Here is a 22,014-nt window from a genome sequence, read left to right on the forward strand (position 1 = left end):
AAGTCGGAAGTCTATCCCGCTCGAAATCTGTTGACGACGAGGACCCTTTGGCCTATTGAACAAGACATCGATATTTGCTTGCTGAGCTTTGGTTACCGCGCGATTGGCAACGCGCCTTGAACGAACCCCTCTTTCAAAAATCGCTATCTTCCGCAGCGCTTTGGCGTTGTGGTTCCTCTATTGCTATGAAAGGGTTCTCATGACCACTGGCACAGTTAAATGGTTTAATTCCACCAAGGGCTTCGGCTTCATTCAGCCCGACAATGGCGGCGCCGATGCGTTCGTTCATATCTCTGCTGTCGAGCGCGCCGGAATGCGCGAACTCGTGGAAGGGCAAAAGATCGGCTTCGATCTTGAGCGTGACAACAAGTCGGGCAAAATGTCAGCCTGCAATCTCCAGTCGGCTTGATTAAACACTGCTTCCCTTTGACCACGGATGTACTGGCACTGGTTGAAGCAACTTATCGAAACGAGGCCAGGCAATTTGCCTGGCTTTTTGTTTATCGCCTTCCAGCGAGCCCATCCGGATCGGAACTCCCATGACAGAGACATACAGCAAATCCCGCCAGCGGGCGGAGGTTGCCTTTGGCGACGTCCAAAAGCAGTTCTTCGCCAAGGATAAAGCAGTCGAAGAACTCGACGCCTTTGTTCTTGCACGGGAGGCGAAGACATTGCGGCTTCGCGAGGCGCGCCTTTCGAAAGAACTTCAGGACCGAGCGTCAGCAACGTCCGCGCTTCTTGCAAAACGCGCCAGAGCGCGCTGATCCCAAGCAACACAATCCAGGACGAAAATTTGAAAAACGCACGAAACAAAGAGCTATCAGATCGGCGCGCCGCAGCGGCGGATGCCAAGACAGCTCTTCTCAATGCCTATCGCGCTGCAAGGGCTGCAGCCGAGCCTCTGCGAGCGACAAGAGAGGCTGAGCGCCTCGCTGCCGCTTCCGCCAGGGAACAAAGGCGCCAGGAGCGCGACCGGCTCAAGCTCGCAGAGCAGGAACGGCGGAATGCGGAAGCCAGCGAGCAACAAGCCGCCGCGGACGCGGTAGCTCAAGGCGCAAACGAAGCCCGCGTCGCAGCCGAGAACGCCCGGATAGCGCGGGTGATCGAGGATGAGGCGGCGCGAAAGGCTGAACGCGACCGTCGTTATGCCAACCGTAAAGCGAGACAAGCTTAGCCTTCCGCTCGATGATCCGAGCTGCCGACGCCGTCTCATCGCGACTCGCTGAAGGTTCTCACTCACACCACAGGAGCCTCCGATGGCACCCGATACGAAGGAGCTTCAGGCGATCAACACTGCCTGGCAGATCGCGATCCAGGAGATCTTGCGCATGGTCATCCGCGACATGTATCATGCCGGCGGGGAAGCCGCGTTCAAGACGCATATTAAGCGGATCGAAGAAGCAGCTGTCGACAGCATCTATACGGATCTAAGGCTTCGCGGAACCGATGAATGGACTGAGGTTCTGGTCAAGGAACGGGCGAGCAATTTCGTCACCACCCTGCTGACGTCATTTACCTACGACCGTGCGTGACCCCGCTTGGTGCCCACGGACCAAGTTGGCACAGGTTTCGCGGGGCCTTGTCCTCGAGGGTGGTCGCCGGCGATCTCATGAACTCTGAACAAGCCTATCGAGTCCCAGACAAGCCGATGCTAGGCCACGTCACGACGATGAGGCGCCGCTTGCCTCATCGTGCTGGCACACAATTCGGTCGGTCGGATCTTCTAGCATCAATAAGGGCGGTCAGATCGAGTCTCACGAGCCCAAACAGGCCTTTCTCAAGCGACTGCATGCTCCCGAGTTCAACCACGTCGATGCATAGCTCCCGCCAACGGGCCGCAAGCTGCACTTGGGTAAAGGGCTTGGCGAGCCTGACCATAGTTGTGTCGCCCCTTCCGGCAGTTCGGCATACCCGGTGGCCAGCACTAGGTGCCACGTGCCGGATCTCGTCTGCAAGCTGTGAGCCGGTCATAACCGGCATCGCGTAATTGGTAACGATCGATCGCAGGGGCCATCTTAAGAGCTTCTAAAGGCTCTTGGGCTGAATTCGCCTCGACAGCGGTATCCGACCTCGCACCTCATCCATCGTGCCATGTGGGATTGGTGCGAGAAGCCGGCCGAAAGGGCTACTTCGCTAGCACTCACGTCGCCCTCCCTCCGTCGCGGGCGATGCCCATCGCTTGCTTGAAGCCATGCGACGATGCGAAGTGCTGGCCCCCGCCCCGCGCGCCAGGGTTGGCGATCGTGAGCGTTTGATCGACGTTGGCCTCAACGAAATCAATTAGAAGGCGCGGTTGCCTGTCGGAGAGGCCCGTCCGCGCTCGGTATGACCTGGGCCTGGCTGAGCCGCCATGTGAGCTGTTTCTTGCGAGGGACCTCGGATGGTGTTCGACGGCATCGCCACGCTCGTGACCTCGCGCATGATCATGTGGTTCATCAATGATGAACGCGGTGCTCGGCGTTCCGCTTCCGCGTCGCCGCCGCCTTCTTTGCCGAAGCCGAACGGTCTGCGGCCGATTGCGACGCTGGAGCTTTGCCGCCTTTCTCGCCGGCTTTGTGGCCTGCGGGAGGTATGCTTGCCTTGCCCTGAACCGCCAGCCTCCTTGCCACCGCCATCATCCTTGTTGACAGTCGCCCAGGCTGGGCGCTCGGCCTCCTTCCCGGATCCGCCGCGGTCTTCGTAACTTCGGCAATGTGGTCCGCCCGCGTTCCTGCTTGTCTGTGTGATTGGACTTGTCACCACGGCGCATGACATTCCTCCTTCGATAATAAGGACGAACGAAGGTTCAGAAAGTTTGCTCCACCGGAGGGCTTACAGGAACCAAAGGAGCAAACGGGCGTTCGCAGACAGTCATTATCGCGCAATTTTGCGAAAGCATCAGGTGTCATCATGAGCGACAAAACCTTCTTGAACGATCCTCGCGATCTCTATCCCGCGCCCCCTTTTCCGGTCCAGCCGCAGCAGGCGCCTGGCCTCGCCCGCAAGATGGATCCCGTGCCGGATCACGGTGAGCAAAGCTATCGGGGATCGGGAAGGCTCACGGGCCGCAAAGCCCTCGTCACGGGCGGGGATTCCGGCATCGGGCGTGCCGCGGCCATCGCTTTTGCTCGCGAGGGCGCCGATGTCGCCATCGCCTACCTCCCGGATGAAGAAGCGGATGCCAAAGAGGTGATCGGCCTTATCGAAGCCGAAGGCCGCACATCGCTCGCCCTGCCGGGTGACATCAAGGACGAAGCATGGTGCCGTGAACTGGTCGAGAAAGCCGTTTCACGGCTGGGCGGTCTCGACATTCTCGTCGTCAATGCCGGCCGGCAGCAATATCGCGAGAAGATCGAAGATCTCTCCAGCGAAGATTTCGATAAAACGATGAAGACCAATCTCTATGCGCTCCACTGGATTGCACAGGCTGCGGTTCGTCATATGCCAGCAGGAGCGGCGGTGATCACGACAGCTTCTATCCAAGCCTACCAGCCGTCTCCGATCCTGCTCGACTACGCCACGACCAAGGCTGGTATCGTGGCGTATACGAAAGCGCTCGCCAAGCAACTGATCGAACGTGGCATTCGCGCCAATGTTGTCGCACCGGGCCCAGTTTGGACAGTTCTCCAGCCGAGTGGCGGCCAGCCAGACGAGAAGGTCAAGAACTTCGGCAAGGACAGTGATTTTGGTCGTCCTGGCCAGCCGGTCGAGCTGGCTCCCGTCTTTGTGCTCCTCGCCTCTCAGGAAGCGAGCTTCATCAACGGCGAGGTTTACGGTGTCACCGGCGGCAAAGGCGTCGCCTGATCGGAACGACTTTTAAGTGAGCATGTCGCACGTACCAGCTTTGATACATGTCTCCGCGGGTGTCCTGAATATTGCCTATTACGAGTCAGGTCCAGCGGATGGCACGCCAACGATCCTGCTTCATGGCTTTCCCTATGACGACGTTGCGATGACCCTCTCGACATCGGGAAGCCGTTGCATCGTGCCTTTCTTGCGAGGGTATGGCCAGACCCGGTTTCTGTCGCAAGAAACGCCGCGCTCCGGGGAGCAGGCGGCACTGGGCGCCGATTTGTTGGCACTGATGGACAGCCTGTCGATCGAAAAGGCGATCCTTGGAGGATACGACTGGGCTGGCCGCGCCGCCTGCATTGTTGCCGCGCATGGCCGGAAAGGGGGCTGGGACTGGCCAGCGCCGGGGCTACCTACAGCAGCCAGGACATCGTTGGCGCCGTCAATCCGGGTTTGCCCGATCGGGAGACGCGCGACTGGTATCAATACTATTTCCATACCGATCGGGGCCGCAAGGGCCTTGACCAGCGAACCGGTCGATCGGACATGGCGTTCCGCTCCTCAAATGCAAACACGTGCTCTCACCGATAACGGCCTCGGCGTCATCCAGTCCAATCCAGGAGGCGCGTGGTCCTCGTATGCTCCCGGCCAAAGGCAAATTTCTCGACGCCAGCGGCTGTCGGCCTTTCACGTGCCATGAGGTAGGCCGATGATGTATGGCCATGTGGAGGAGCTTTGGCGGCGTAGTTCTAGATCCCCGTTGAAGCGTCGTCGCCTTCCCAGAGTGATGGCGTGGAGCCGCAATTGAGATTTGCAGAGGGCATCGGCATTCAGTGGTTCAATTCTGCCTCGGCAGTGCCGGGCTTGGATGTCTTAATCTGATTGACGGCAAGCCATCAGGCGCCATCTTGATGGCAGCCGATTGTTGGCTTATATCTGGCTAAAAGGAGAACCACCACAAATGGCCGCACCACAACTCTCTGTCCGAAGCTCAAAGGCAAGGGATCTGGCTCACAGGTTAGCGCGCCGTGAAAATCGTTCGATTGCCGAAGTGGTTGAACGCGCGCTTGAAGCCTACGAGACCCGCGAGGCGGGGCGCGAGCCTGCTTCTAGTTTCTATTTGCGTGTAAACGCGCAAGCTGCCACAGACATTGATCTGGATGCCGTGATCCGTGAAAACCGTCCTCCTCATCGAGGCATCGAGGTTTGATATTTCTCGACACCAACGTCGTCTCCGAAACTTTAAGGAGGGCTCCAGGCGAAGCTGTCATGGCTTGGCTGGTTCGGTTCGATGCGGAACTGGCGCTGCCAACTGTGACAATCGCCGAGATCGCTTTCGGTATCCAGAAGATTAGGCCCGACCAGCGGGCCGATCGTCTGGAGCAGGGTCTGGCGGAGTGGCGTCGTCGGTTTGCCGATCGGATCTTTGGGCTGACGGAAGAAGCCGCCCTCGCTTATGGGGAAATCATGGCGGAGGCGATTCGTCGAGGGCGCGCAATGTCAGCACCTGATGGAATGATCGCTGCAGTCGCTCGAGTGAATGGCGGGCGCCTGGCCACACGCAATCTCAAGGATTTCGAAACGACGGGTCTCGATCTCCTGTGCCCGTGGGACTTCTGACCGTTCCTATTCCAGTCTCTGATTGCCCGTCACGCCCGCGACGCCGAATCGCTGATCGAGCTTCTGGCCCAGTTCAAGCCATCTGGTCCGCGTCAGACTTCTGTCGTGCGGCCCATCCAGAGCCGGGACATACTAGTGGCCTCGCCAGCGTGCTCTTAGCCGCAAGGTCGCACCCGCCGTCACCGGGTATGCCGCGGTGGCCTACGATGCTTTGCCTCGACGTTGGTCAGCTGTCATGCGCGCTGTGGGTATAGGGATTATAAGCATAGTAGGAATGGATATGGTGCAGAACATGCTGGCTCGGGCGGGACCGCGTCGGTGCTGTTTGGCAATACCAACAGCGTAGGTTTTTAACTTTCAGGTCTCGGCACGGGAATCTGGACCAATGCTTTTGGATGCCGGTCCATGTTCTCGCTATGCGCTACGCTGTGCGATTTTGGGGAGAATCGCTCGCTTTTCCTTGGGGGTCTTGTCGTGTGGCTGACTTCAGTTCTCGCCCGTGGGCTGAATCCGGAAGTCCGAGGCTAAAACGTGAATCGCTGCCTTAGCGGTGCGTCGTTTGCCCAACCGCGAGCTAGGCAGTCCTTTTCACTGACTCCACCGTCGTTCAGGCCGGCGAGGACGGGCAAATGATCGGTTGTTGCAATTTTGAGCTTAGAGAGTTCGATGGTGTCGGGCCATCCTATTCAAGTGTCTGGGGCAACTCGAGAAATCGACAGAATGCGTTGGCGAGCTGCATTTGCTTCGGCGTCTTGCATGGCTGATGTCGGGCATAGCCAGCGTGCGCGGCGGCAACCAAGGTGAGGCGCGTCTCATCCTGATCGCTGCGTTATATTAGAGAGGCCGCATAAACGGCCTCCCCATCGCCTGCTGTCTTAGGGTGAAACGCGGCCACCACCGGTTGGCGTCTTGATCATCCACGGCTGAACCGCAGGCTGCTTCATCAAGATACCCTTCTTATTCCCGAATGCCCGAACGGCATCGCGTGCTACCTCAAGCGGCTTATGTCCATCATGGGCCATGTAGCAGGTCTTGATGGTCGCCTCATGGACGAAATCTCGGGCGTTCTCCGGCCAGTTTTCGAGAAAATCGATAGCGTCCGCCAGAGACAATATCTCTCGAATCAAGCCTTCCCGTTCCTTCAGATAGACGGGACGATTAAAGTTGGCGTTCATTGCTACCTCACTGAAAACATTGGTGATCAACAAGGACGACGCCGGAATCCGGCGCCGCTCAAAATTTACTTTCCCGGTTTTTTCGTTTCAATACATCCTCCATGAAAATTTGTCAGATGCCGAATCCATTCTGGAGGAAATTCGCAGTGGCGAGTCAGCCGGCCCAGCGAGCGACGATCTTGGTCGAGACGTTGGAGCACTCGGTGCCGTTGGTAGTGGCGGGATGGCGATTGGGGGGCACATTCGCCGACGCCATCCGTCGTGGGCACGCTGTGGTCTCTGGTTGGTAATCGCTGCCCGCCATCGTCGGCACGTCCCGTGTCGGCCATCAAATCTTCGATATGGCACGCTGCGCCGGCCGAAAACAAGCCACCGGCCCTTCGTCCGCGCGGTCCCTGTCATTGTCACCGAGCGCGACGGTTGAAGACCCGGGTAACCGCGTTATCGGGGATAGTGGGTGCCCCGAAACAAGGATGCCCCCGCCGACTATCGCTCGAGACGCGCAAACCGGAAGCCGTTGCTATTCTCTCGTTATCTGTGTCTGCCAAACTCCATCATTTGTCCTCCCCATCTAGGCGAGGGATGCGCGCCGGCCGCCAGATGGCCGGCGCCGCGCGTTCGTTTCGATCAGCTCTTGATGGCGATGCGCCTGACCTGCGACTGCGCCTTCTCGGTCTTCGGCAAGGTGACGGTCAACACGCCGTTCCTGAAGGTGGCCTCGACCTGATCTTCGTCGAGCTCGACACCAAGCGGAATGCGACGCTCGAAGCGGCCGTAGTAGCGTTCGGAGAACTGCCGATCCTTGTCCTCGCTCTCGGAGCGCTTTTCGCCCTTTAGCGTCAACACGCCCTCATTGAGCAAGACCTCGATGTCCTTCTCTTCTAGGCCGGGGACTTCGGCCGTCACCTTGATCTCCTTGTCGGTGTTGGAGATTTCGACGCTTGGCCACCCACCTCCGAAGACGGAGGTGTTGCCGAAAGATGGCAGGCCGGAACCAAAGCCGCGGAAGACGTCATCGAATAGACGGTTCACCTCGCGATGAAGCGACAGGAAGGGATCACGGTCGTCATCGCGTAAGAGACTTGGCACCTGGGCGCCATTATTGCGGCCCCAGGGGATCAGATCACGAACACTCATGTTTTTTCTCCTTTCTGTGGGTTCGTTGGCAAGACTTTTCTGCTGCGAAGGCTTAAGCCGCCTGCTGCTTGCCCTCGATCTGCTGGGCCGCGACCTTCGGCATTGTCTGGCCGGTTCGGATCTCGATCTGACGCGGCTTCATCTCTTGAGGGATTTCGCGCCTGAGATCGATGGTCAGCAGACCGTTGACTAAACCCGCACTCACGACCCTCACGTGGTCGGCGAGTTCAAAGCGACGTTGGAACGAGCCGCTACCGATGCCGCGATGCAGATATTGGAGGTCATCGGCACTTGCCTTCTGTCCCGAGACGATGAGCATGTTCTGCTCTTGGGTCATCGTCAGTTCGTCCTGTGAGAATCCCGCCACTGCCATGACAATGCGGTAATCATTCTCGCCAGCTTTGACGATATCGTAAGGCGGCCAACTATCGCTCGTCTCGGCGCGGCTTGCAGCCTCAAGCGCTTCGAACATACGGTCAAAGCCTATGCTTGACCGGAATAGGGGTGAGAAATCGAGGTTTGTCCTCATAGCCATATCCTCCTTATAAGCAACATGGATATAAGGAGACGCCAAGAGCGACCGGCGCCTCCTGGACCTGTGTCAATCCCGATTAGGAATCGACTAATATTGATATAATTCAGTGTATTAGAATTTCAAGGGAAGTGGAATTTTCCGGTGTAAAGATTGAATCTTTCCGAAGCGTCACCTATCTCAGCCGAGTTAGAGAGAGGAGAAAGTGGCCATGACAATGATTTCAGGCGACGTCATCGCCATCCTTGGGCCTGCCGACGAAACTCTGGTGGCTGAAGTCATCGCGACAGGTGCGACCCAGGCCGAACTCGCCGAAGCATTCGCGTGGGCCAACAACGACGAAGCATTGTTTGGCGAAGGTCGCCGTCTGCCGACAGGCAGGATTGCCGTGCTCATCGATCTGCTCTCCGCCGACGAGGAAGAGCAGGACAAATGACGTTGCCGGGGCTTGGCCGCCCAACCGGTCATGCGGTCGTGAGCCCGCGGATATCGCCCTTTCGATCACGGCCACCACGACATTGCGACCGGAGCGTCGAATGGCAATGTCGGCCAAACCCCTGCCTATCAGCAGGTGCCGCTCCGTGACCTCGTCGAGGAAGCTCCAAAGGCGCGGCTCGTTCAAGCTGAGGCGTCCGGTTCGAACTCGAGACCGAAGCATAACTGCAATAACGACAAAGGCGCAGCCAATGCCTGCGGCGAGCAGGCGACCGCATAGAAGGTCGGTCTCTGCGCGCGTATGCGCGGCAGGATTTCCCCGCCGGCGATCAGCTATTTACCGGGAGGTCACGGCCCGTTTGCACGAATGGCAAATTGCAGTCTTAAGGCGGACTTGAATTCGAAAAATCGGCGTCCCAAATCTGTTCTTCGCAACAGCCTTTCTGAGGTCGTCATGCGAAAAACCGAGGAACAAGGATCACTACTTCCACGACTCCACACCCTGAGCGCGATTGCCGGAGCGGTATTGTGCTGCTGCCCCTTCGTACTGGATTATGGCACAACATCAATCGGTTTCGCACACGCGCTCATTTCGGGCATGGTACTGGTCATCATGGCATCAATCGCTGCCACAGATATTTGGCCGACGATAGAGCGTGTCTGTCTCGGCCTTGGTGCCTGGATCACGGCCGCGCCCTGGATCGTTAACTTCGACCATCTCTCAGATCCGTTGATCTCGCATATAGTGGTGGGTATCGTGGCGATGTCCGTGTCGTTAATATGCCTCTTGGGACGCAGTGCGCGTGGTGTCGCCACTCACCGATTGGACCGGCGCTAAACAGGCATGCCAGTGACGCCGCTGGTGCTGCCACCAATCACGAGCATTCGCCTGTTCCACCTTAATGGGTTGGCTGTCTCTACCGGTTCCCATGACCCTGTCTCGGCCAGCAATGCTATGTACAAAACCTTGCGGCCCTGGCGGAGGATCCTCCGACCAATCTTTCCCACAAGGACCGGCAGTCAGAGACCGAAGAGCCAGCAACCGTGGCGCAACTGCGGCACGACGCTGCAGCCTTTCTCGCTGCGATCGTCGAATCCTCGGACGATCCAATCATGCCCCGGTTTCTACTTCGCCAGTTTCGCTTCGAGCCAGGTGATCGCCTTCAAGGTCGGGCGCTGCAAAAACTTGCTGTCCTGTGCAAGGATGATCAAACCCAACGGCACCATCCAGAAACCAAGGATGGGGAGAAACCCGACGAACCCGAAGAGAACAAACAAGATGCCGGCTCCCAGGCGGAGCCATCGCAGCTCAGGCTTTCTCAGCCATCTGACAAAACGACCCAAAGGCCGTGGAATTTTGTCGGCGTATTTCTCGACGATCGCGTCGAGCTTTTGGGCATCCGTCTTGTCGGTTGCGTCGCTCACCGCCCCAGGTCGGTTGGACAAGCTGGATGTTTCCTGCGAGTGCTGCTTGCCATGATGGCCGAAATTCCGAACACGGTCCGACAGGCTCACCTGCCGACCCTTGTTCATCGTGTCCGAAATCCCCCTCACGGAGGGAAGGGCAGACAGCCTCTCGATCGACACCGAAAGTTTCGGTTGCCAGTTGGGGTAACTACTGCTCGTACCCGGGACATTGGTTGGTCGCTTTTCGTTGGTCAGGTCGGCGAGACGAACAGCCGCCAGGATGCTCGGCGTCTCGGCGATAAACCGATGCGCCCGGATGGTCATGTCGTCCAGGGCGGATGCCGACGGGGTCTCGGTTAAGATATCGGAGTTCGAATTGCCAATCGCTTGGATCAGCTGCTGGCGTTCCGCGTGGCGCTCATTCTCATGCTGTCGCGTCAGTTCCGGCGAAACAATCCCGTGTTCGGCACGTAAGGCGATATCGGCGCCGCGCCACCAGCCCGTCAGCGTCTGATGGTCATGCGTCGATATGCAGGCGAGAGCGAGAGCCGGGTAGTCGACTGCTGCCTTGAAGCCTGCATCATCACGTTCATAGGAGAGAATTCGATAGGACAGGATGTTTGCCGCCGCCAGATCGTGCTGAAGTCCCTGAGGTAGCAATCCCAGATCCTCACCGATGACAAGGCAGCGATGCTGGGCGGATGTTTCTGCCAGGATCCGGATCAGGTCGTCCTGCGGATAACTGACATAAGCGCCGTCGGCCGGCGTTCCATCGACAGGGACCAGGAAAAGCCGGCGCAGGGCCGCGGCATGGTCGATCCTGATGGCGCCGGCATAATGCATTGCCGCTTTTACCATCCGCTGGAACGGCGGGGCCTCACCAGAAGCGATCCGCGAAGGCTGAAACGCTGCAAGATGCCAGTCCTGACCGTCCGGCGCGAACGGATCAGGCGGGCTGCCGATGGTCACGTCCGTAAGATAGACCTCGCGGTCGCTCCATGTTGCTGAACCGTCCAGAGCCTCGCCGACAGCGAGATCGAGATAAAGTCCAATCCGCAAGCCAGATGTTTGAGCATGCGCGGCGGCTTGCGAAAGCTGGCGATGCGTGACCCATTGAAGCCAGAGATGAAAGCGGATGTCATCGTCATTCTCGGCGGCGAATGAACCGACCGCCAGCGCATTCGGATCCTGAAACTCCTTTGGCCAGGAGTGCCAGCCTGCCGAAAAGCCGCTTTGCGTCATCTGCGCCGACAGAGCCTCAAAAAGCGCGTGACGTCGAAGCGTGACGTCGCCATTTCGGACGAACGCTTCAAATTCCGCCACCGTGAAATCAGCCGCATCAGCGCTTTTCCAACGCGCCCATATCGTTCGCAACGCGGAAAGCTTGGCCGATGCGACGGCCTCATATGCGACGAGATCGGTGTCGCGCAAAGCGGCGATCGCCGTTTGGTGGTCGGCATCCGATTGGAAGCCGGGCAGCTTTTCCACCGCAATATAAAGTGGGTTGAGGAATAGCCGGCTGGACGGTTCATAGGGACTGCATCGTCCTGCGTCAGCAAGAAATGGAGCGTGCAGCGGGTTTAATCCGACAAAGTCACCGCCCAGCGAAGCGACCAGATCAATTATGACCCGCAGGTCCTCAAAATCACCAATCCCCCAGTTTCGCTGAGATCGCAGTTCATAGAGTTGAAGACTTACGCCCCAAACCCGTTCGCTCGACAAGAAATTGGGAATGAAGCATCTAGTCGCCGTTTGAAAGATGTTTCGCTTGATGTTCCGGTCATCGGGGCCGCGAGCTTGACTGCCGGGCTGCACATTCAAGGCGTGCAGAAGCTTTCGCTTGGTGTCATCAGAAATTTCCACCGTCTGTCCGTTGGGCGTTGGACGCTTCAGATCAATACCATGCTCAAGCGCCAGTTGATCGAGCGCGCTTCCGTTCAGGCCGGATAGGGGCGTGTCAGACATGCTTCGTTCCTGCACCATGGCGCCCCACTTTCTCACAAAGCATCGGCGCGAAGACGCTGACGCTACCGCCGTGAACCGGCAGGCTTGCCTTGCCGTGACGACAAGCCATGTGGGACCGCACGACTGCCCAGAGGGTGGCCTAGGCTAAAAGGGGCGTTAGCCCCCTCCGCGCGATCCCAATCTGTAGACGTGGAAATCTATCACTTGTTCCGCGCGATGGGCCTTCGCAGCATCAATACAGATGCGAGCGCTCGGTCCCTCACGCATCTCGCCACGGCAATCAAAACTCGAAGCCAGAGTCACCTGGCAACGGCGCGACATTCACAGCCGTGATGTCCCTTGCTGATTGCGCCTTTTTTCCGGCGGCTTAGAGAGAAATCGTCGGCCGTGTTAATTCCGGCGAGGCTTCTGCCTCATGTTGGAGATGAGGCTGGACAGGAGATGCTCCTCCAATTCGCTGCATACGCTCATATAGTGGGCAAGGATCATCTGGTGATCTTCACCGTCGGTCAGGTATTTCTCTTTGAACCGCAAGGCATCGCCATATGTCTCTATTAACTCTGTCAAATTGCGTGCCATGGCACGCAGGGCCTGAGTTCCGGATGCTTATCCAGCAGCGCTTTTAGACCAAACTGAAAACTGTCAGAACCCACGTCTTCCACTCGTTTACACCTTCACAGGCCCAGCATGAGTATGCGATGAAGAGCCAGCAGATGGTACCGCCCCCCCGTCTCCGGGCTAGCGGTCCAGGGGACGCGCTATGGGGAGAGGAAACGTGGGGCCGGCATAAAATATGAACGAAACATCGGGTGCCCAGACAAGTAAGGAAATCGGATGTAATCCGATCGGTGTTAGTCGAGCTTCAACACGGATTTGAATGGGGTCTCGCGCAGGACGTGGCCAACTTCGGATGTAATGGCGAAGGATTGGCCGTCAACGACCTCACCAGCCAGCAACTTTCCCGCCAGAATCTCCCTTGCCCCCGAATTTGCTTCCTCTTCCGCCTTCAAGTGAGTCGAGTTCAATTCCCTCTGAATCCTTCTCGAGCAATCCATCCTTACGCACGTGGAAATAAAAAAGTGGCATGTTCAGCACCTCAACCGTACCGAGGTGCTTTAACCGAGAGGGGCGCGAGAGGTTCCACGCAAAGAGGCGGACCGCACAGCACCATTGAAGGTCAGTCGACACAAAAGAGGGTCGCCGCACAATCTATTCCTCGAACCGCGCGTACGGCGGAAAGTTCCCGCCTATCTGTGGGTTTTTCCAGCTTTTGATAATGCTTCTCGACCAACCTACCCACCCAACGTCTTCAGGCAGAATTCAGCCGAATTTCCTCAAACCTTCCGGACTTCGCGGCATGTACGTGGGAGCCTTCGTCCATTCGAAACGAATGGAGCGCGACCCATGGCTTATCTGCGCATCGATAAGGCAGTTTTCTCGGCCACCGTTTTCCAGACGATGATCGGACTTCTCAAGCGTCTGATCTCTCGGCCCGAAAAGGCAGACGTCGAGCCCGCAATACGCGTGACGGACGCAGAGGCTCTCGAAGCCTTTTCCCGGCTGAGTGACCAGCACCTCGGCGATATTGGCATCTACCGCAAGGTACGCCGGGTAGAATGGGATACTCTTGCCCGGCCGCTTCTTCCGGAAAAAACGGTGACGTTCGACTATTTCCGCCTGGATGGCTGAGGTGTATTTTCGCCATATGGGAGGAGTGGGATGAGACCCGAACGTATTTACGAATTCGCAGGCCACAGCCTCGATCTCGGCCGCGGGCGTTTGCAGCGCGGCAAAGAGGATGTCGCACTGCGGCCGAAGTCCCTAGCCCTACTCGCCTATCTGCTAGAAAATCCGGGCCGGGTCCTCGACAAGGAAGAACTGATTGCTGCCGTCTGGCCAACATCGATCGTCACCGACGACTCGCTAAGCCAGTGCCTGAAGGATATTCGTGGAGCGCTTGGCGCCGCGGCCGAAGGTTTCATTCGCACGGTACCCCGCCGTGGCTATATAGTCGATGCCGAGAACATTCAGAGTCGCAGCCGGCTTCCGGCGCGCCAGTCCGAAAAGCCTTCCATCGCGGTGCTGCCCTTCCGGCCGCTGGCGAGCGACCGGGAGCATTACTGGTTCGCCGAAGGGCTGACGGAGGATATCGCGACGGCACTGACGCGTAGCCGGCAGTTGACCGTTATCTCTCCCCTTTCGCGATCCGCCGAGCCGGCCGCTTCCGCGAACGAGGCCGCCGAGGCGTTGGGCGTTCGCTATGCGGTGGACGGCAGCGTTCGGCTGGCGGGGGAGCGCCTGCGCGTGTCCGCCCGGCTTGTCGACGTGCTCTCCGGCACGATTCTGTGGGCCGACCGTTTCGACCGCTATCTCTCCGATGTCTTCGCCATCCAGGACGAGATTACCGGGGCGACGGTGCGTCATCTGGAATTGGAGCTTCTGCCGGAGGACCGGCGCGCCCTCCAGCTTTCCCGCACCGAGAACATGGAAGCATATACTTACTATCGCCACGGCTGGCAGCTCGCCCGCCACTGGTCCAAGGAATATCTGCTCGTCGCCCGCCGGATGTTCATGCAGGCCGTAGAGCTTGACCCGGCCTTCGCCAGGGCGCATTCGGCGGCTGCCCTTTGCGATTGTTTCCTTCTGGAATGGCTCGCGGGCAGTGAGACGCCGCAGTCGATTCTTGCCTTGGCGGACAAGGCATTGGCGCTTGACCCGAGTCTCGCCGAGGCCCACGTCACGCGAGGCCTTGCTTTCCAGCGTCTCGGGCGGCTCGAAGAGGGGCGGGCGGCTTATTCGAAGGCGCTTGCCATCGACCCCACCTGCTATGAGGCGCGCCTGTTCGCAGGCTTTCTCGCCCGGATGGAGGGAGAGCACGAGATCGCTAAGGCGCATTTCTTCGAGGCGGCGCAGCTGCGGCCCGACGACTATCTTGGTCCCTATTTCGTCCTCGGCGAAGTCGACCTCGCCACATCGGAAAAACTGGTTTGGGCACAGCTGACGCTTGAACTAGCCGAACGGGCTGCGGTCCTGCAGCCCGAAAATCCCGCACCGTTGTCCCGCGGCGCCGTTGCGCTAGTCCACCTCGGACGGCTGCCAGAAGCCTTCGCATGGACCCGGAGGGCTTTGGTGCTTGATCCCGACGATCCCGTCACCTGCTGCAACACCGCGTGCATCTATTCGATGGCGGGCGACCAGGAAACTGCGATGCGGTACCTCGAGGTTTATGTCCGGCAAAGCTCGGAGGACATGATAGGCTTGATCCGCCATGACAGGACGCTCGACGGTATCCGCAGCCATCCGGACTATGAGGCGCTTGTCACGACAGGCTGGCGGCCGCGTTTCTTAGAGCGGGCAAAGGAAGAAACGGCCATCCGGCTTTGATCGAAATGATCGCTCCGCTTTAGTTGGGAACACGTCAACCTGACCCGCATCCACACCTGGGATGCGGAACATCGGATGCAGAACGGATTTCGATCTCTCCGGCTAGGGCACGGCGCGCCGCATAAGTTGCCGGTCCGTTCGCTTTGGCGTATGATTTGGTCACTCTTCTTGTTCCGCCCCCGGTGTTGACCAAGCCTTCTCTGCTTGCGAGGCTAAGCCTGCGCTCCTCATCGGATAGGAACGCCAAGTAGGCCCGCCGACCCCGACGTCCCTGGGGCGGGCATGCCACTGTCTGGTTGAACGAGCTGCCCTGAGCCGGGACGAATGAGTCCACATCTAGCGGCATCGGAAGCCAGGCGATCCAGCGCGCCAAAAGCAATGGGCGCAAAACTGGCCGTAACCGCCGGCTCGGACGCAATGCACCGACGGCTTAAGAAAGTGGTCTTTGGAATGGATACCCTTCTTCGTGCCGAAAAGGTGGCGCGCGTCAGCAGGGCGAAATTAGGCACAAGAGGAATTGTTCCTCGCTTGTCCGAGAACAGGTTTGGCGACGGCAGACCGCGTCTTCTTTTGGTGGGTAACGCTCGGCGTTAAGGTTATAGTCCCCGTCTTCGGCCATCCCCCGGCCAAATTCGGCAGTGAACCGATATTCCCAACTCCGTTAAAGCACAAATTTTAATCGATGCGGCAAACTGAAAATTCAGCCATCATTGCGCCTTTGGAACAAACCCCACAGCAAATCCAAACAATCGACCGATTTTCACTAAAGTTTCGAGCGTTGGGTTCGCGCTCCCGGCTTCGATCTCGGCAACTTGGCGTCTTGTGAGCGATAGCGTCTTGGCGAATTCATTCTGCGTCAAACCAAGTCCCTTACGGATTTCGACAACCGCTTCAGGCAGCCTTAAGTCGCCAGTTCGAGCACGCTCCGCAAGTGTTCGCCGGTTTTCGAGAATCTCTTCTTTCGTGGGTTTCTTCCATCGAGCCATTTAGCTGTCTTTCGGCATCAGTGGCACGCCGCCAGAACGCTGTCTGTTATCGCGATGCAGCGTTCCATCGCACGGTCCAGAATCTCCGGAGACGCTTTCAAATCTTTCGCCATAGCCGGAGCCTGGCGCAGATGTTCGGCAAACTCGGAAAGCGTAGCCGCGAGCGTTTTGTGCTCTGCAGGATCAGGCATCAGTTCGGCACAAATGCGCTTCCAATCGGGAAGATGATCGCGACCGCCGTCACGCATCATAGCCCATCGGGTGGAGCGAACGATCCCCTCCCTGGCGAGCCGCATAGGCGCGAAATCGAAGAGCGGAGACAGGCAGATCGTGCCGTCCTGGTGCTTGCTGAGAGCTGAATTCCGGCCGTGATTGTCGGGATTGCCGAGCGCCAGATTGGCGATGTCGCGCTTCAGGTATTCCACAACGTCCGAGAAGGGATCGGCCGAATATTGGCGCAGAACGGCGATATAGGCTTCGTGCGTGCCGACATAGCCGAAATCAGCAATGCCGATCGCCGAGACGAGGCTTTCCTGACCAAGGCGAACGGTGCCGCCGCCGTCTCTCTTCTTCCGGTCGAAACGGGGAATGATCAGAACGCCTTCGGCATAGGTCGAGGGTTCGTTGACATCAAGACCGATTTCTTGAGCGATCAGCGAATAGAGGGCCTCGCCTTCAAGAATCAGGCGGTCCATGGGTTCATTGCTGCGTACCAGCTTGACGATGACGTGGCGCGCAGCCTCGTCATCAGTCACGAAGCTGTCGGGATAATAGAGGTCGTCATTCGCCTGCGTCATCGAGACCTTCGGCCATTCGCCTTGCAGGCCGCTGGAGCCGGAGGCCAGCATTCCAAAGCGGTCGGCGACTTCCATGAAGCGATCTGACCGTTCAAGGATTTCCGCTTCTGTCACCCCTTGGCGCTCAACACCGCGCAGCCGTTCCGCTTCGGCGTCCGCCGCTTCTTTGACGCGAATATTGCCTATGCCTCCCGTTGCCGATCGCAAAAGCAGCGGGAGATCAGAGGCGCGCGAGCCTTCAGCAAGGCTGAGATGCTCGGCAAGCTTTCGCCTTGCATGTCCCTGCGGCATGAGATCCAAAAGGAAAGGCGGCCAACTGCTGCCATATCGATTTTCAAGATCAACGGGGTAACGGACGGACAAGGCGCGATGGTCGCGCACCGTCTTTCCGGCCGCAAACTCCGCTGAGGCCACATTGACGAAATAGTCGAGATCGTAGTCAACTATGGACGCGCCCTGAAAACCGGCCGCGTCGTCCTTGAGTTCTAGCGTCGCGGCGTCATGCCACTCACCGTCAAAATGGGTTTGGAGCGTTAGGCGCATTAATTGACCCTTTCAATGGTGCAAATAATGCATTTTTTCAATTTATTCAACCCATCAAAGTGGGTTGAATAAATGTCGCTAGCGGCGAATATGGTCAAGACCAAGAAGGGCCTTTGAGCGGATTAAGCGCCGTCTCGTCCGAAAGCGCCAGTAACGATCATCAAGTAAGTCGGTAAACAGGGAGTGATTTGAGCAGCGCGTCGCCCACCCGCAGGCAAACCCGATCGTGATGTTGTCGAACACGGTCTGGTCGGGAACGGCGCCCAGTCCGACGCCGATCCACATACCTCGAACCATCGTTCGTTATGGTTCTTGGCCGCCTTCGCGTACGGTGGGTACCTTCGGGTCGGTTTCAACTTCGCCAGGGGTAAAAAAAGTCAAATATGCTACAGCAAGAATGACCGCGATGACGAATATCGTCAGCACGAACTTGATCATCCCTCCGCTGGCTTTTTGTTCTGTTTCGGTCATGCCGAGTACAACATGGATTAGGCGTCGAAGTTCCCCCGCCTGGCATACTTCGCGATTGCCAAGGGGTGATCCTTGCAGCCGAAGCAAAGTATTTCATCGCAATTCCCGATCCGCGCTCTATTTCTACCTTCAGAAGGAGCATCGACGTGGAAAAACTCAGAGAATTTGCTTCAAGCACGAATGGCGATCAGTGGTTTCTTGGCTTCGACACTGCCACCGACAGAGAAGTAGTCGTTCACCGCGGCAATCCATCGTCAGGTGGCCATGAAACGACAATCCCTGTGAATTCGTTTTTGAATCAGCGGCCGTTTGGCCCGGAACATCAGGCTTTGAACTCGTTACTTGCGGATCGAAGAGCATCCGAGATCGAAGAGACCCCTGCCAAACTGGTCTAGGCCGTGGGAGGATGCCCACGAAGCCCCAAATTCTCTAGTGCTTGAGGCCGTATGCGTAAGCAGCGGCCTTTTTGCTTGTCAGGAAGTCTTCCTCGACTGGTCACCGGTCCACGCGCAAAAAGCAGGAAACCGCACGATGAAGGAATGCGCCTATTCTCCTTCGGCTCCCAAGCCCTTTGGGCCTGTGAGTTGGCGTAAGTCTTCACCGAGAGATCTAACCGCATCCATCGTCACAGCCAGCGCCGACATGATCATTGCTACGTCATGGTCCTTACCCGCCTGCGAAAGCTCGTAGGATCTGGTCTGTAGCTGGTGGCTGATTGAGGTGAGCTGTGCAAAAGTTTCTTCGGTCATGTTAATCCTCCGAAGGTTTAAAGCCCCTGTGGAGGTTTTCGTTCCCAACATTCAAAGGCATCTGCTGGGCCGTCGCGAAGAAGAGCCCACTGGCGCAGAAAGGACCGATTGAAACAGTCTTGATTGTGCGTCGTGGATGGCCGCCGAAAGCCGCCCGCTCAGATCGTACCATGTCGATCAAAGCACCGTGGGATGAGGCGTAACACTCCATCAACGCAGCCATCACCGGCTTCAGGTCTTCTTGGGCTCTTCTCTTTCGGGCTCGGCGCGCCTGGATCAGAGAGAATATGACCGCCGCGACGACGTCATCGATATCGCCCGATCGCTGTTGCGACCGGGCAGGTGACGAGGAAAGGGGCCGACGATGAATCGCGAGGATAGCGACGGTGGTGAGCTCGGCCTCAAAGCGGAACACGATGGCGCGGAGCAGTCGGTCCCGCTTGCGCCAACGCGCAAGCTCCTGCGGCTGCCCTTCCTCGCGTCCTCGTGTGACGCGAATTCCCGCTTTCCCGCACTTCTGGTGCGGCCGCTTTGCTGAAAGCTCCGATACGCTTCATTGTTTTCGAACTGGGGTAGATCAGATGAGCTTTGCCTCTTACAATCTGGGAGTGCAAGGTGATTAAGGCGACTTGAGGGTCCCCCAACGGCCTCGTAATTTGCGCAGGGCACATTTTGGCAGCCACCCCTCGATCAGTGCAGGATTGCGCCAGAACAGGGTGGACGTCTATTCAAGAAGGTTGTGCAACGTAAGAAGAATTTCGGACCAAGGTCCGTGTTGTAAGCGCTCTGGTTGTGCTATCTGACTCTTGGTAGAAAAAACAAAAGGCACTGGTCGCCGATATCAAACGTGCGCGGACGACGCTCACCGACTCGCGTTCGCGGACAGGTTTTGACTCCTCAAGAGCATACAAAGACGCACGAGTGGAGTTCGAGCCATGACCATCGGCAGTGTGACGGCACCGGAAAACGCATTCACCGTCCATTGATTTCAGCGCGCTTGGCTATACAACTTGGAACACAGGCACCTATTTGGTCGCAGAGCATAGATCGGATGGAACATTCCAAGGCGGCGAAGAAGTTGAACCAGCACCAAGCCAACGAAGAGCAGCGTTATCGGCTTCTTGTCGAAGCGATCACCGACTACGCGATCTACATGCTTGACCCGGAAGGCATGATCACGAGTTGGAATCCCGGTGCAGAGCGCCTCAAGGGATATAGCGAAAAGGAGATCGTCGGCCGCCACTTCTCGACCTTCTACACCGAGGACGATCGAGCCGATGGCCTGCCAGCACGGGCTCTTCAAATTGCGCAACTGGAGGGGCGTTTCGAGCGCGAGGGCTGGCGCCTTCGAAAGGACGGCACGCGCTTCTGGGCGAACGTCATCATCGATCCGATCCGCGACGCCCAAGGTAGTCTCATCGGCTTTGCGAAAATCACACGCGACATCAGCGAAAAAAGGGCCGCCCAGGAGGCAATCTTCCAGGCCCAGAAGATGGAGGCTGTCGGTCAGCTCACCGGTGGGCTGGCGCATGACTTCAACAACCTCCTGATGACAATTCTGGGTAGCCTGGAAATCGCCCATAAGCGCGCTGTACGCAAGGACGTCATCGACCTCATCGAAAATGCCATCCAGGGCGCTCAGCGAGGAGCGGCCCTTACGCAGCGCCTGCTGGCATTTTCGCGCAGGCAGGAACTTCAGCTTCGTCCCGTCAATGTCGCCGAGCTGGTCGACGGCATGGTCGAAATGATGCAGCGCACGATCGGGCCCGGCATTGTGATCGAGACTGACCTTTCGGCGGATCTTCCGGAGGCAAGAACCGACGCCAACCAGCTTGAGAGCGCACTTCTCAATCTTGTCGTAAATGCGCGTGACGCAATGGCCGGCCAAGGACGGATAGCTATCACCGCGCGAACGGAGGCGGTGTCCGAGAGCCAAGATCCTGAGCTTGCCGCGGGTAGCTATGTCTGTCTGGCAGTTCGGGATCAGGGTGAAGGTATGGACCCACAGACCCTGGCGAGCGCGATTACACCGTTCTTCACGACCAAAGGCGTCGGGAAGGGGACTGGGCTCGGATTGCCGATGGTCCACGGCCTGATGGCGCAGTCGGGCGGCAAGCTGTTTCTCCGATCGAAGCAAGGCGCCGGAACTACAGCGGAGCTCTGGATTCCCGTTTCAGATGAAACCGATGCCGAAACTGTCCCCGCGCAGGAAGTCCCATCCTCAGAATCGGAGGAGCTCCATCCGATGACGGTGCTGGTCGTCGACGATGACGGGTTGGTCCTAATGAACACCGTTCTATTGCTTGAAGACCTCGGCATGGAGACGATGCAGGCTTCGTCCGGCGAGGAGGCGCTTTCCGTCCTCGAGGCAGGCCCGCTTCCCGACGTCGTCATTAGCGACCATGCGATGCCACAGATGACGGGTGCACGCCTCTATCAAGAAATTCGCCGCCGCTTTCCCGCGCTTCCCGTCGTTCTGGCTACCGGCTACGCGGAGTTGCCGAGCGGTGCCGAGGATGTTTCCGGAGCGATCCGGCTATCAAAACCTTTTAGTCAGGATCAGTTGTCGCGAGCCTTGGCGGAAGCCGACAGAAAACGAGAAAGCCGGACCTAAGACTTTCAAAGCAAGCACTATCGGTTGAGACGGTGGCTTTCAGGCAATCCCCGACAAATCCCACCGAACGCCGAAGCGCCGAACCTGCCGATAAAGCCGAGAGCCGAATTTGCGGGTGGAACTGGAGAGTGGACGATAGATGTCGGACCTGATCAACGCCAATGCAATTTGGTATTCCGTCGTCAACCATATTTTAGCTGACCGCAACTTTGCACTGTCGACGGATAGCATGGAGGCGTGGCACGACCATGAGCCTGGCAAACGCTGTAGCGGCCAGATCCGCAAACGCCTAGATAGGCCGGCTCCGCCGCCTTTCCCCTCCAGCAAGAGCTCGTGCACGTCCTGGATCGCCCTTTCGTAGCACCGAATCCCGACGTCTGTTGGCGACAGCCCGGTGCGTCAAGCGTACGAGCAGCCGCACCTGCAGA

Annotated in this window: 21 protein-coding genes and 4 pseudogenes; 15 read left to right on the forward strand and 10 right to left on the reverse strand. The window is 58.0% G+C overall.

The annotated features are described in order from the left end of the window. Window positions 1-199: 199 nt before the first annotated feature. From J2X71_RS32440 to J2X71_RS32455, 4 genes are all read left to right on the forward strand, one after another. Window positions 200-409: a cold-shock protein gene (locus J2X71_RS32440; protein WP_113186317.1), complete on the forward strand. Its 210-nt coding sequence runs from the start codon at window positions 200-202 to the stop codon at window positions 407-409. 130 nt (window positions 410-539) lie between these two features. Next, window positions 540-764 carry a hypothetical protein gene (locus J2X71_RS32445; RefSeq protein WP_113186316.1) on the forward strand — a complete coding sequence of 75 codons (225 nt, stop codon included), beginning with the start codon at window positions 540-542 and terminating at the stop codon, window positions 762-764. Between the two features lie 29 nt (window positions 765-793). Continuing rightward, entirely contained in the window at window positions 794-1,174 is a 381-nt protein-coding gene (locus tag J2X71_RS32450) for a DUF6481 family protein (protein ID WP_113322098.1), read from the forward strand. 82 nt (window positions 1,175-1,256) lie between these two features. Further along, complete coding sequence (locus J2X71_RS32455) at window positions 1,257-1,532, forward strand: hypothetical protein (RefSeq protein ID WP_113186314.1); 276 nt, start codon at window positions 1,257-1,259, stop codon at window positions 1,530-1,532. 903 nt (window positions 1,533-2,435) lie between these two features. On the opposite strand, the pseudogene J2X71_RS32460 reads toward J2X71_RS32455, so the two are convergent. Next, window positions 2,436-2,749: pseudogene (locus tag J2X71_RS32460) on the reverse strand (plasmid stabilization protein). A gap of 140 nt (window positions 2,750-2,889) precedes the next feature. Here J2X71_RS32460 and J2X71_RS32465 point away from each other — a divergent pair. The 4 genes and pseudogenes from J2X71_RS32465 to J2X71_RS32480 all read left to right on the forward strand — a co-directional run bounded on the left by J2X71_RS32465 (window position 2,890) and on the right by J2X71_RS32480 (window position 5,391). Then, window positions 2,890-3,783 (forward strand): SDR family oxidoreductase, encoded by an 894-nt coding sequence (locus J2X71_RS32465; RefSeq protein WP_113322096.1) that lies wholly within the window; start codon window positions 2,890-2,892, stop codon window positions 3,781-3,783. A 40-nt stretch (window positions 3,784-3,823) separates the two neighbouring features. Continuing rightward, window positions 3,824-4,293: pseudogene (locus tag J2X71_RS32470) on the forward strand (alpha/beta fold hydrolase); the annotation flags it as partial. 439 nt (window positions 4,294-4,732) lie between these two features. Further along, on the forward strand, window positions 4,733-4,981 hold the full coding sequence (locus J2X71_RS32475; protein WP_310388914.1) for a type II toxin-antitoxin system VapB family antitoxin: 249 nt from the start codon (window positions 4,733-4,735) through the stop codon (window positions 4,979-4,981). Beyond that, window positions 4,978-5,391 carry a type II toxin-antitoxin system VapC family toxin gene (locus J2X71_RS32480; RefSeq protein ID WP_310388863.1) on the forward strand — a complete coding sequence of 138 codons (414 nt, stop codon included), beginning with the start codon at window positions 4,978-4,980 and terminating at the stop codon, window positions 5,389-5,391. Before J2X71_RS32475 ends, J2X71_RS32480 begins: the two co-directional genes overlap by 4 nt. A gap of 875 nt (window positions 5,392-6,266) precedes the next feature. Here the strand turns inward: J2X71_RS32480 and J2X71_RS32485 are convergent. The 3 genes from J2X71_RS32485 to J2X71_RS32495 all read right to left on the reverse strand — a co-directional run bounded on the left by J2X71_RS32485 (window position 6,267) and on the right by J2X71_RS32495 (window position 8,232). Continuing rightward, complete coding sequence (locus J2X71_RS32485) at window positions 6,267-6,566, reverse strand: DUF982 domain-containing protein (protein WP_113186310.1); 300 nt, start codon at window positions 6,564-6,566, stop codon at window positions 6,267-6,269. A gap of 627 nt (window positions 6,567-7,193) precedes the next feature. Further along, complete coding sequence (locus J2X71_RS32490; protein WP_310388865.1) at window positions 7,194-7,703, reverse strand: Hsp20/alpha crystallin family protein; 510 nt, start codon at window positions 7,701-7,703, stop codon at window positions 7,194-7,196. 52 nt (window positions 7,704-7,755) lie between these two features. Then, the gene (locus J2X71_RS32495) at window positions 7,756-8,232 is read right to left on the reverse strand and encodes an Hsp20 family protein (protein ID WP_310388867.1); all 477 of its coding nucleotides are present in this window, start codon (window positions 8,230-8,232) and stop codon (window positions 7,756-7,758) included. Window positions 8,233-8,446: 214 nt separating this feature from the next. On the opposite strand from J2X71_RS32495, the gene J2X71_RS32500 reads away from it, so the two are divergent. After that, window positions 8,447-8,671 (forward strand): hypothetical protein, encoded by a 225-nt coding sequence (locus J2X71_RS32500; RefSeq protein ID WP_113322091.1) that lies wholly within the window; start codon window positions 8,447-8,449, stop codon window positions 8,669-8,671. A gap of 57 nt (window positions 8,672-8,728) precedes the next feature. Here J2X71_RS32500 and J2X71_RS32505 read toward each other — a convergent pair. Beyond that, window positions 8,729-8,982, reverse strand: a pseudogene (locus J2X71_RS32505) (amylo-alpha-1,6-glucosidase); the annotation flags it as partial. Between the two features lie 301 nt (window positions 8,983-9,283). Between J2X71_RS32505 and J2X71_RS38180 the strand changes: the two are divergent. Next, complete coding sequence (locus J2X71_RS38180) at window positions 9,284-9,508, forward strand: SPW repeat protein (protein WP_405049780.1); 225 nt, start codon at window positions 9,284-9,286, stop codon at window positions 9,506-9,508. 680 nt (window positions 9,509-10,188) lie between these two features. On the opposite strand, the pseudogene malQ reads toward J2X71_RS38180, so the two are convergent. After that, window positions 10,189-12,018, reverse strand: a pseudogene (gene malQ / locus J2X71_RS32510) (4-alpha-glucanotransferase); the annotation flags it as partial. A gap of 1,428 nt (window positions 12,019-13,446) precedes the next feature. Here malQ and J2X71_RS32515 point away from each other — a divergent pair. Both J2X71_RS32515 and J2X71_RS32520 read left to right on the forward strand, forming a co-directional pair. Next, on the forward strand, window positions 13,447-13,731 hold the full coding sequence (locus J2X71_RS32515; RefSeq protein ID WP_310388872.1) for a hypothetical protein: 285 nt from the start codon (window positions 13,447-13,449) through the stop codon (window positions 13,729-13,731). Between the two features lie 30 nt (window positions 13,732-13,761). Beyond that, the gene (locus J2X71_RS32520; protein WP_310388874.1) at window positions 13,762-15,426 is read left to right on the forward strand and encodes a winged helix-turn-helix domain-containing protein; all 1,665 of its coding nucleotides are present in this window, start codon (window positions 13,762-13,764) and stop codon (window positions 15,424-15,426) included. Window positions 15,427-16,133: 707 nt separating this feature from the next. Here the strand turns inward: J2X71_RS32520 and J2X71_RS32525 are convergent. The 3 genes from J2X71_RS32525 to J2X71_RS32535 form a co-directional block, all read right to left on the reverse strand. Further along, the gene (locus J2X71_RS32525) at window positions 16,134-16,412 is read right to left on the reverse strand and encodes a helix-turn-helix transcriptional regulator (RefSeq protein ID WP_310388876.1); all 279 of its coding nucleotides are present in this window, start codon (window positions 16,410-16,412) and stop codon (window positions 16,134-16,136) included. A gap of 17 nt (window positions 16,413-16,429) precedes the next feature. Continuing rightward, window positions 16,430-17,752, reverse strand: a complete 1,323-nt coding sequence (locus J2X71_RS32530; RefSeq protein WP_310388878.1) for a HipA domain-containing protein — start codon at window positions 17,750-17,752, stop codon at window positions 16,430-16,432. A gap of 303 nt (window positions 17,753-18,055) precedes the next feature. Beyond that, a complete protein-coding gene (locus tag J2X71_RS32535; protein ID WP_310388880.1) occupies window positions 18,056-18,223 on the reverse strand; it encodes a hypothetical protein in 168 nt (55 codons plus the stop codon). 146 nt (window positions 18,224-18,369) lie between these two features. Here J2X71_RS32535 and J2X71_RS32540 point away from each other — a divergent pair, with 146 nt between their 5' ends. Then, window positions 18,370-18,618, forward strand: coding sequence for a hypothetical protein (locus tag J2X71_RS32540; protein WP_162748115.1), 249 nt, complete (start codon window positions 18,370-18,372; stop codon window positions 18,616-18,618). 150 nt (window positions 18,619-18,768) lie between these two features. On the opposite strand, the gene J2X71_RS32545 is transcribed toward J2X71_RS32540, so the two are convergent. Further along, complete coding sequence (locus J2X71_RS32545) at window positions 18,769-18,972, reverse strand: hypothetical protein (RefSeq protein WP_113324757.1); 204 nt, start codon at window positions 18,970-18,972, stop codon at window positions 18,769-18,771. A 364-nt stretch (window positions 18,973-19,336) separates the two neighbouring features. Here J2X71_RS32545 and J2X71_RS32550 point away from each other — a divergent pair, with 364 nt between their 5' ends. Continuing rightward, window positions 19,337-19,510, forward strand: a complete 174-nt coding sequence (locus tag J2X71_RS32550) for a hypothetical protein (protein WP_310388884.1) — start codon at window positions 19,337-19,339, stop codon at window positions 19,508-19,510. A 513-nt stretch (window positions 19,511-20,023) separates the two neighbouring features. Next, on the forward strand, window positions 20,024-21,586 hold the full coding sequence (locus J2X71_RS32555; protein WP_310388886.1) for a PAS domain S-box protein: 1,563 nt from the start codon (window positions 20,024-20,026) through the stop codon (window positions 21,584-21,586). Window positions 21,587-22,014 lie beyond the last annotated feature (428 nt).

It is taken from the genome of Rhizobium sp. 1399 (genome assembly GCF_031455475.1).
Taxonomy (GTDB): domain Bacteria; phylum Pseudomonadota; class Alphaproteobacteria; order Rhizobiales; family Rhizobiaceae; genus Rhizobium.

Excerpts from the sequence above, each read along its gene's own strand:
- J2X71_RS32535 (WP_310388880.1), bottom strand. The coding sequence starts at position 18,223 with ATGACCGAAACAGAACAAAAAGCCAGCGGAGGGATGATCAAGTTCGTG.
- J2X71_RS32495 (WP_310388867.1), bottom strand. The coding sequence starts at position 8,232 with ATGAGGACAAACCTCGATTTCTCACCCCTATTCCGGTCAAGCATAGGC.
- J2X71_RS32445 (WP_113186316.1), top strand. The coding sequence starts at position 540 with ATGACAGAGACATACAGCAAATCCCGCCAGCGGGCGGAGGTTGCCTTT.
- J2X71_RS32525 (WP_310388876.1), bottom strand. The coding sequence starts at position 16,412 with ATGGCTCGATGGAAGAAACCCACGAAAGAAGAGATTCTCGAAAACCGG.
- J2X71_RS32485 (WP_113186310.1), bottom strand. The coding sequence starts at position 6,566 with ATGAACGCCAACTTTAATCGTCCCGTCTATCTGAAGGAACGGGAAGGC.
- J2X71_RS32440 (WP_113186317.1), top strand. The coding sequence starts at position 200 with ATGACCACTGGCACAGTTAAATGGTTTAATTCCACCAAGGGCTTCGGC.
- J2X71_RS32520 (WP_310388874.1), top strand. The coding sequence starts at position 13,762 with ATGAGACCCGAACGTATTTACGAATTCGCAGGCCACAGCCTCGATCTC.
- J2X71_RS32465 (WP_113322096.1), top strand. The coding sequence starts at position 2,890 with ATGAGCGACAAAACCTTCTTGAACGATCCTCGCGATCTCTATCCCGCG.
- J2X71_RS32500 (WP_113322091.1), top strand. The coding sequence starts at position 8,447 with ATGACAATGATTTCAGGCGACGTCATCGCCATCCTTGGGCCTGCCGAC.
- J2X71_RS32555 (WP_310388886.1), top strand. The coding sequence starts at position 20,024 with ATGGAACATTCCAAGGCGGCGAAGAAGTTGAACCAGCACCAAGCCAAC.
- J2X71_RS32475 (WP_310388914.1), top strand. The coding sequence starts at position 4,733 with ATGGCCGCACCACAACTCTCTGTCCGAAGCTCAAAGGCAAGGGATCTG.
- J2X71_RS32455 (WP_113186314.1), top strand. The coding sequence starts at position 1,257 with ATGGCACCCGATACGAAGGAGCTTCAGGCGATCAACACTGCCTGGCAG.
- J2X71_RS38180 (WP_405049780.1), top strand. The coding sequence starts at position 9,284 with ATGGCATCAATCGCTGCCACAGATATTTGGCCGACGATAGAGCGTGTC.
- J2X71_RS32515 (WP_310388872.1), top strand. The coding sequence starts at position 13,447 with ATGGCTTATCTGCGCATCGATAAGGCAGTTTTCTCGGCCACCGTTTTC.
- J2X71_RS32545 (WP_113324757.1), bottom strand. The coding sequence starts at position 18,972 with ATGACCGAAGAAACTTTTGCACAGCTCACCTCAATCAGCCACCAGCTA.
- J2X71_RS32550 (WP_310388884.1), top strand. The coding sequence starts at position 19,337 with ATGAATCGCGAGGATAGCGACGGTGGTGAGCTCGGCCTCAAAGCGGAA.
- J2X71_RS32490 (WP_310388865.1), bottom strand. The coding sequence starts at position 7,703 with ATGAGTGTTCGTGATCTGATCCCCTGGGGCCGCAATAATGGCGCCCAG.
- J2X71_RS32530 (WP_310388878.1), bottom strand. The coding sequence starts at position 17,752 with ATGCGCCTAACGCTCCAAACCCATTTTGACGGTGAGTGGCATGACGCC.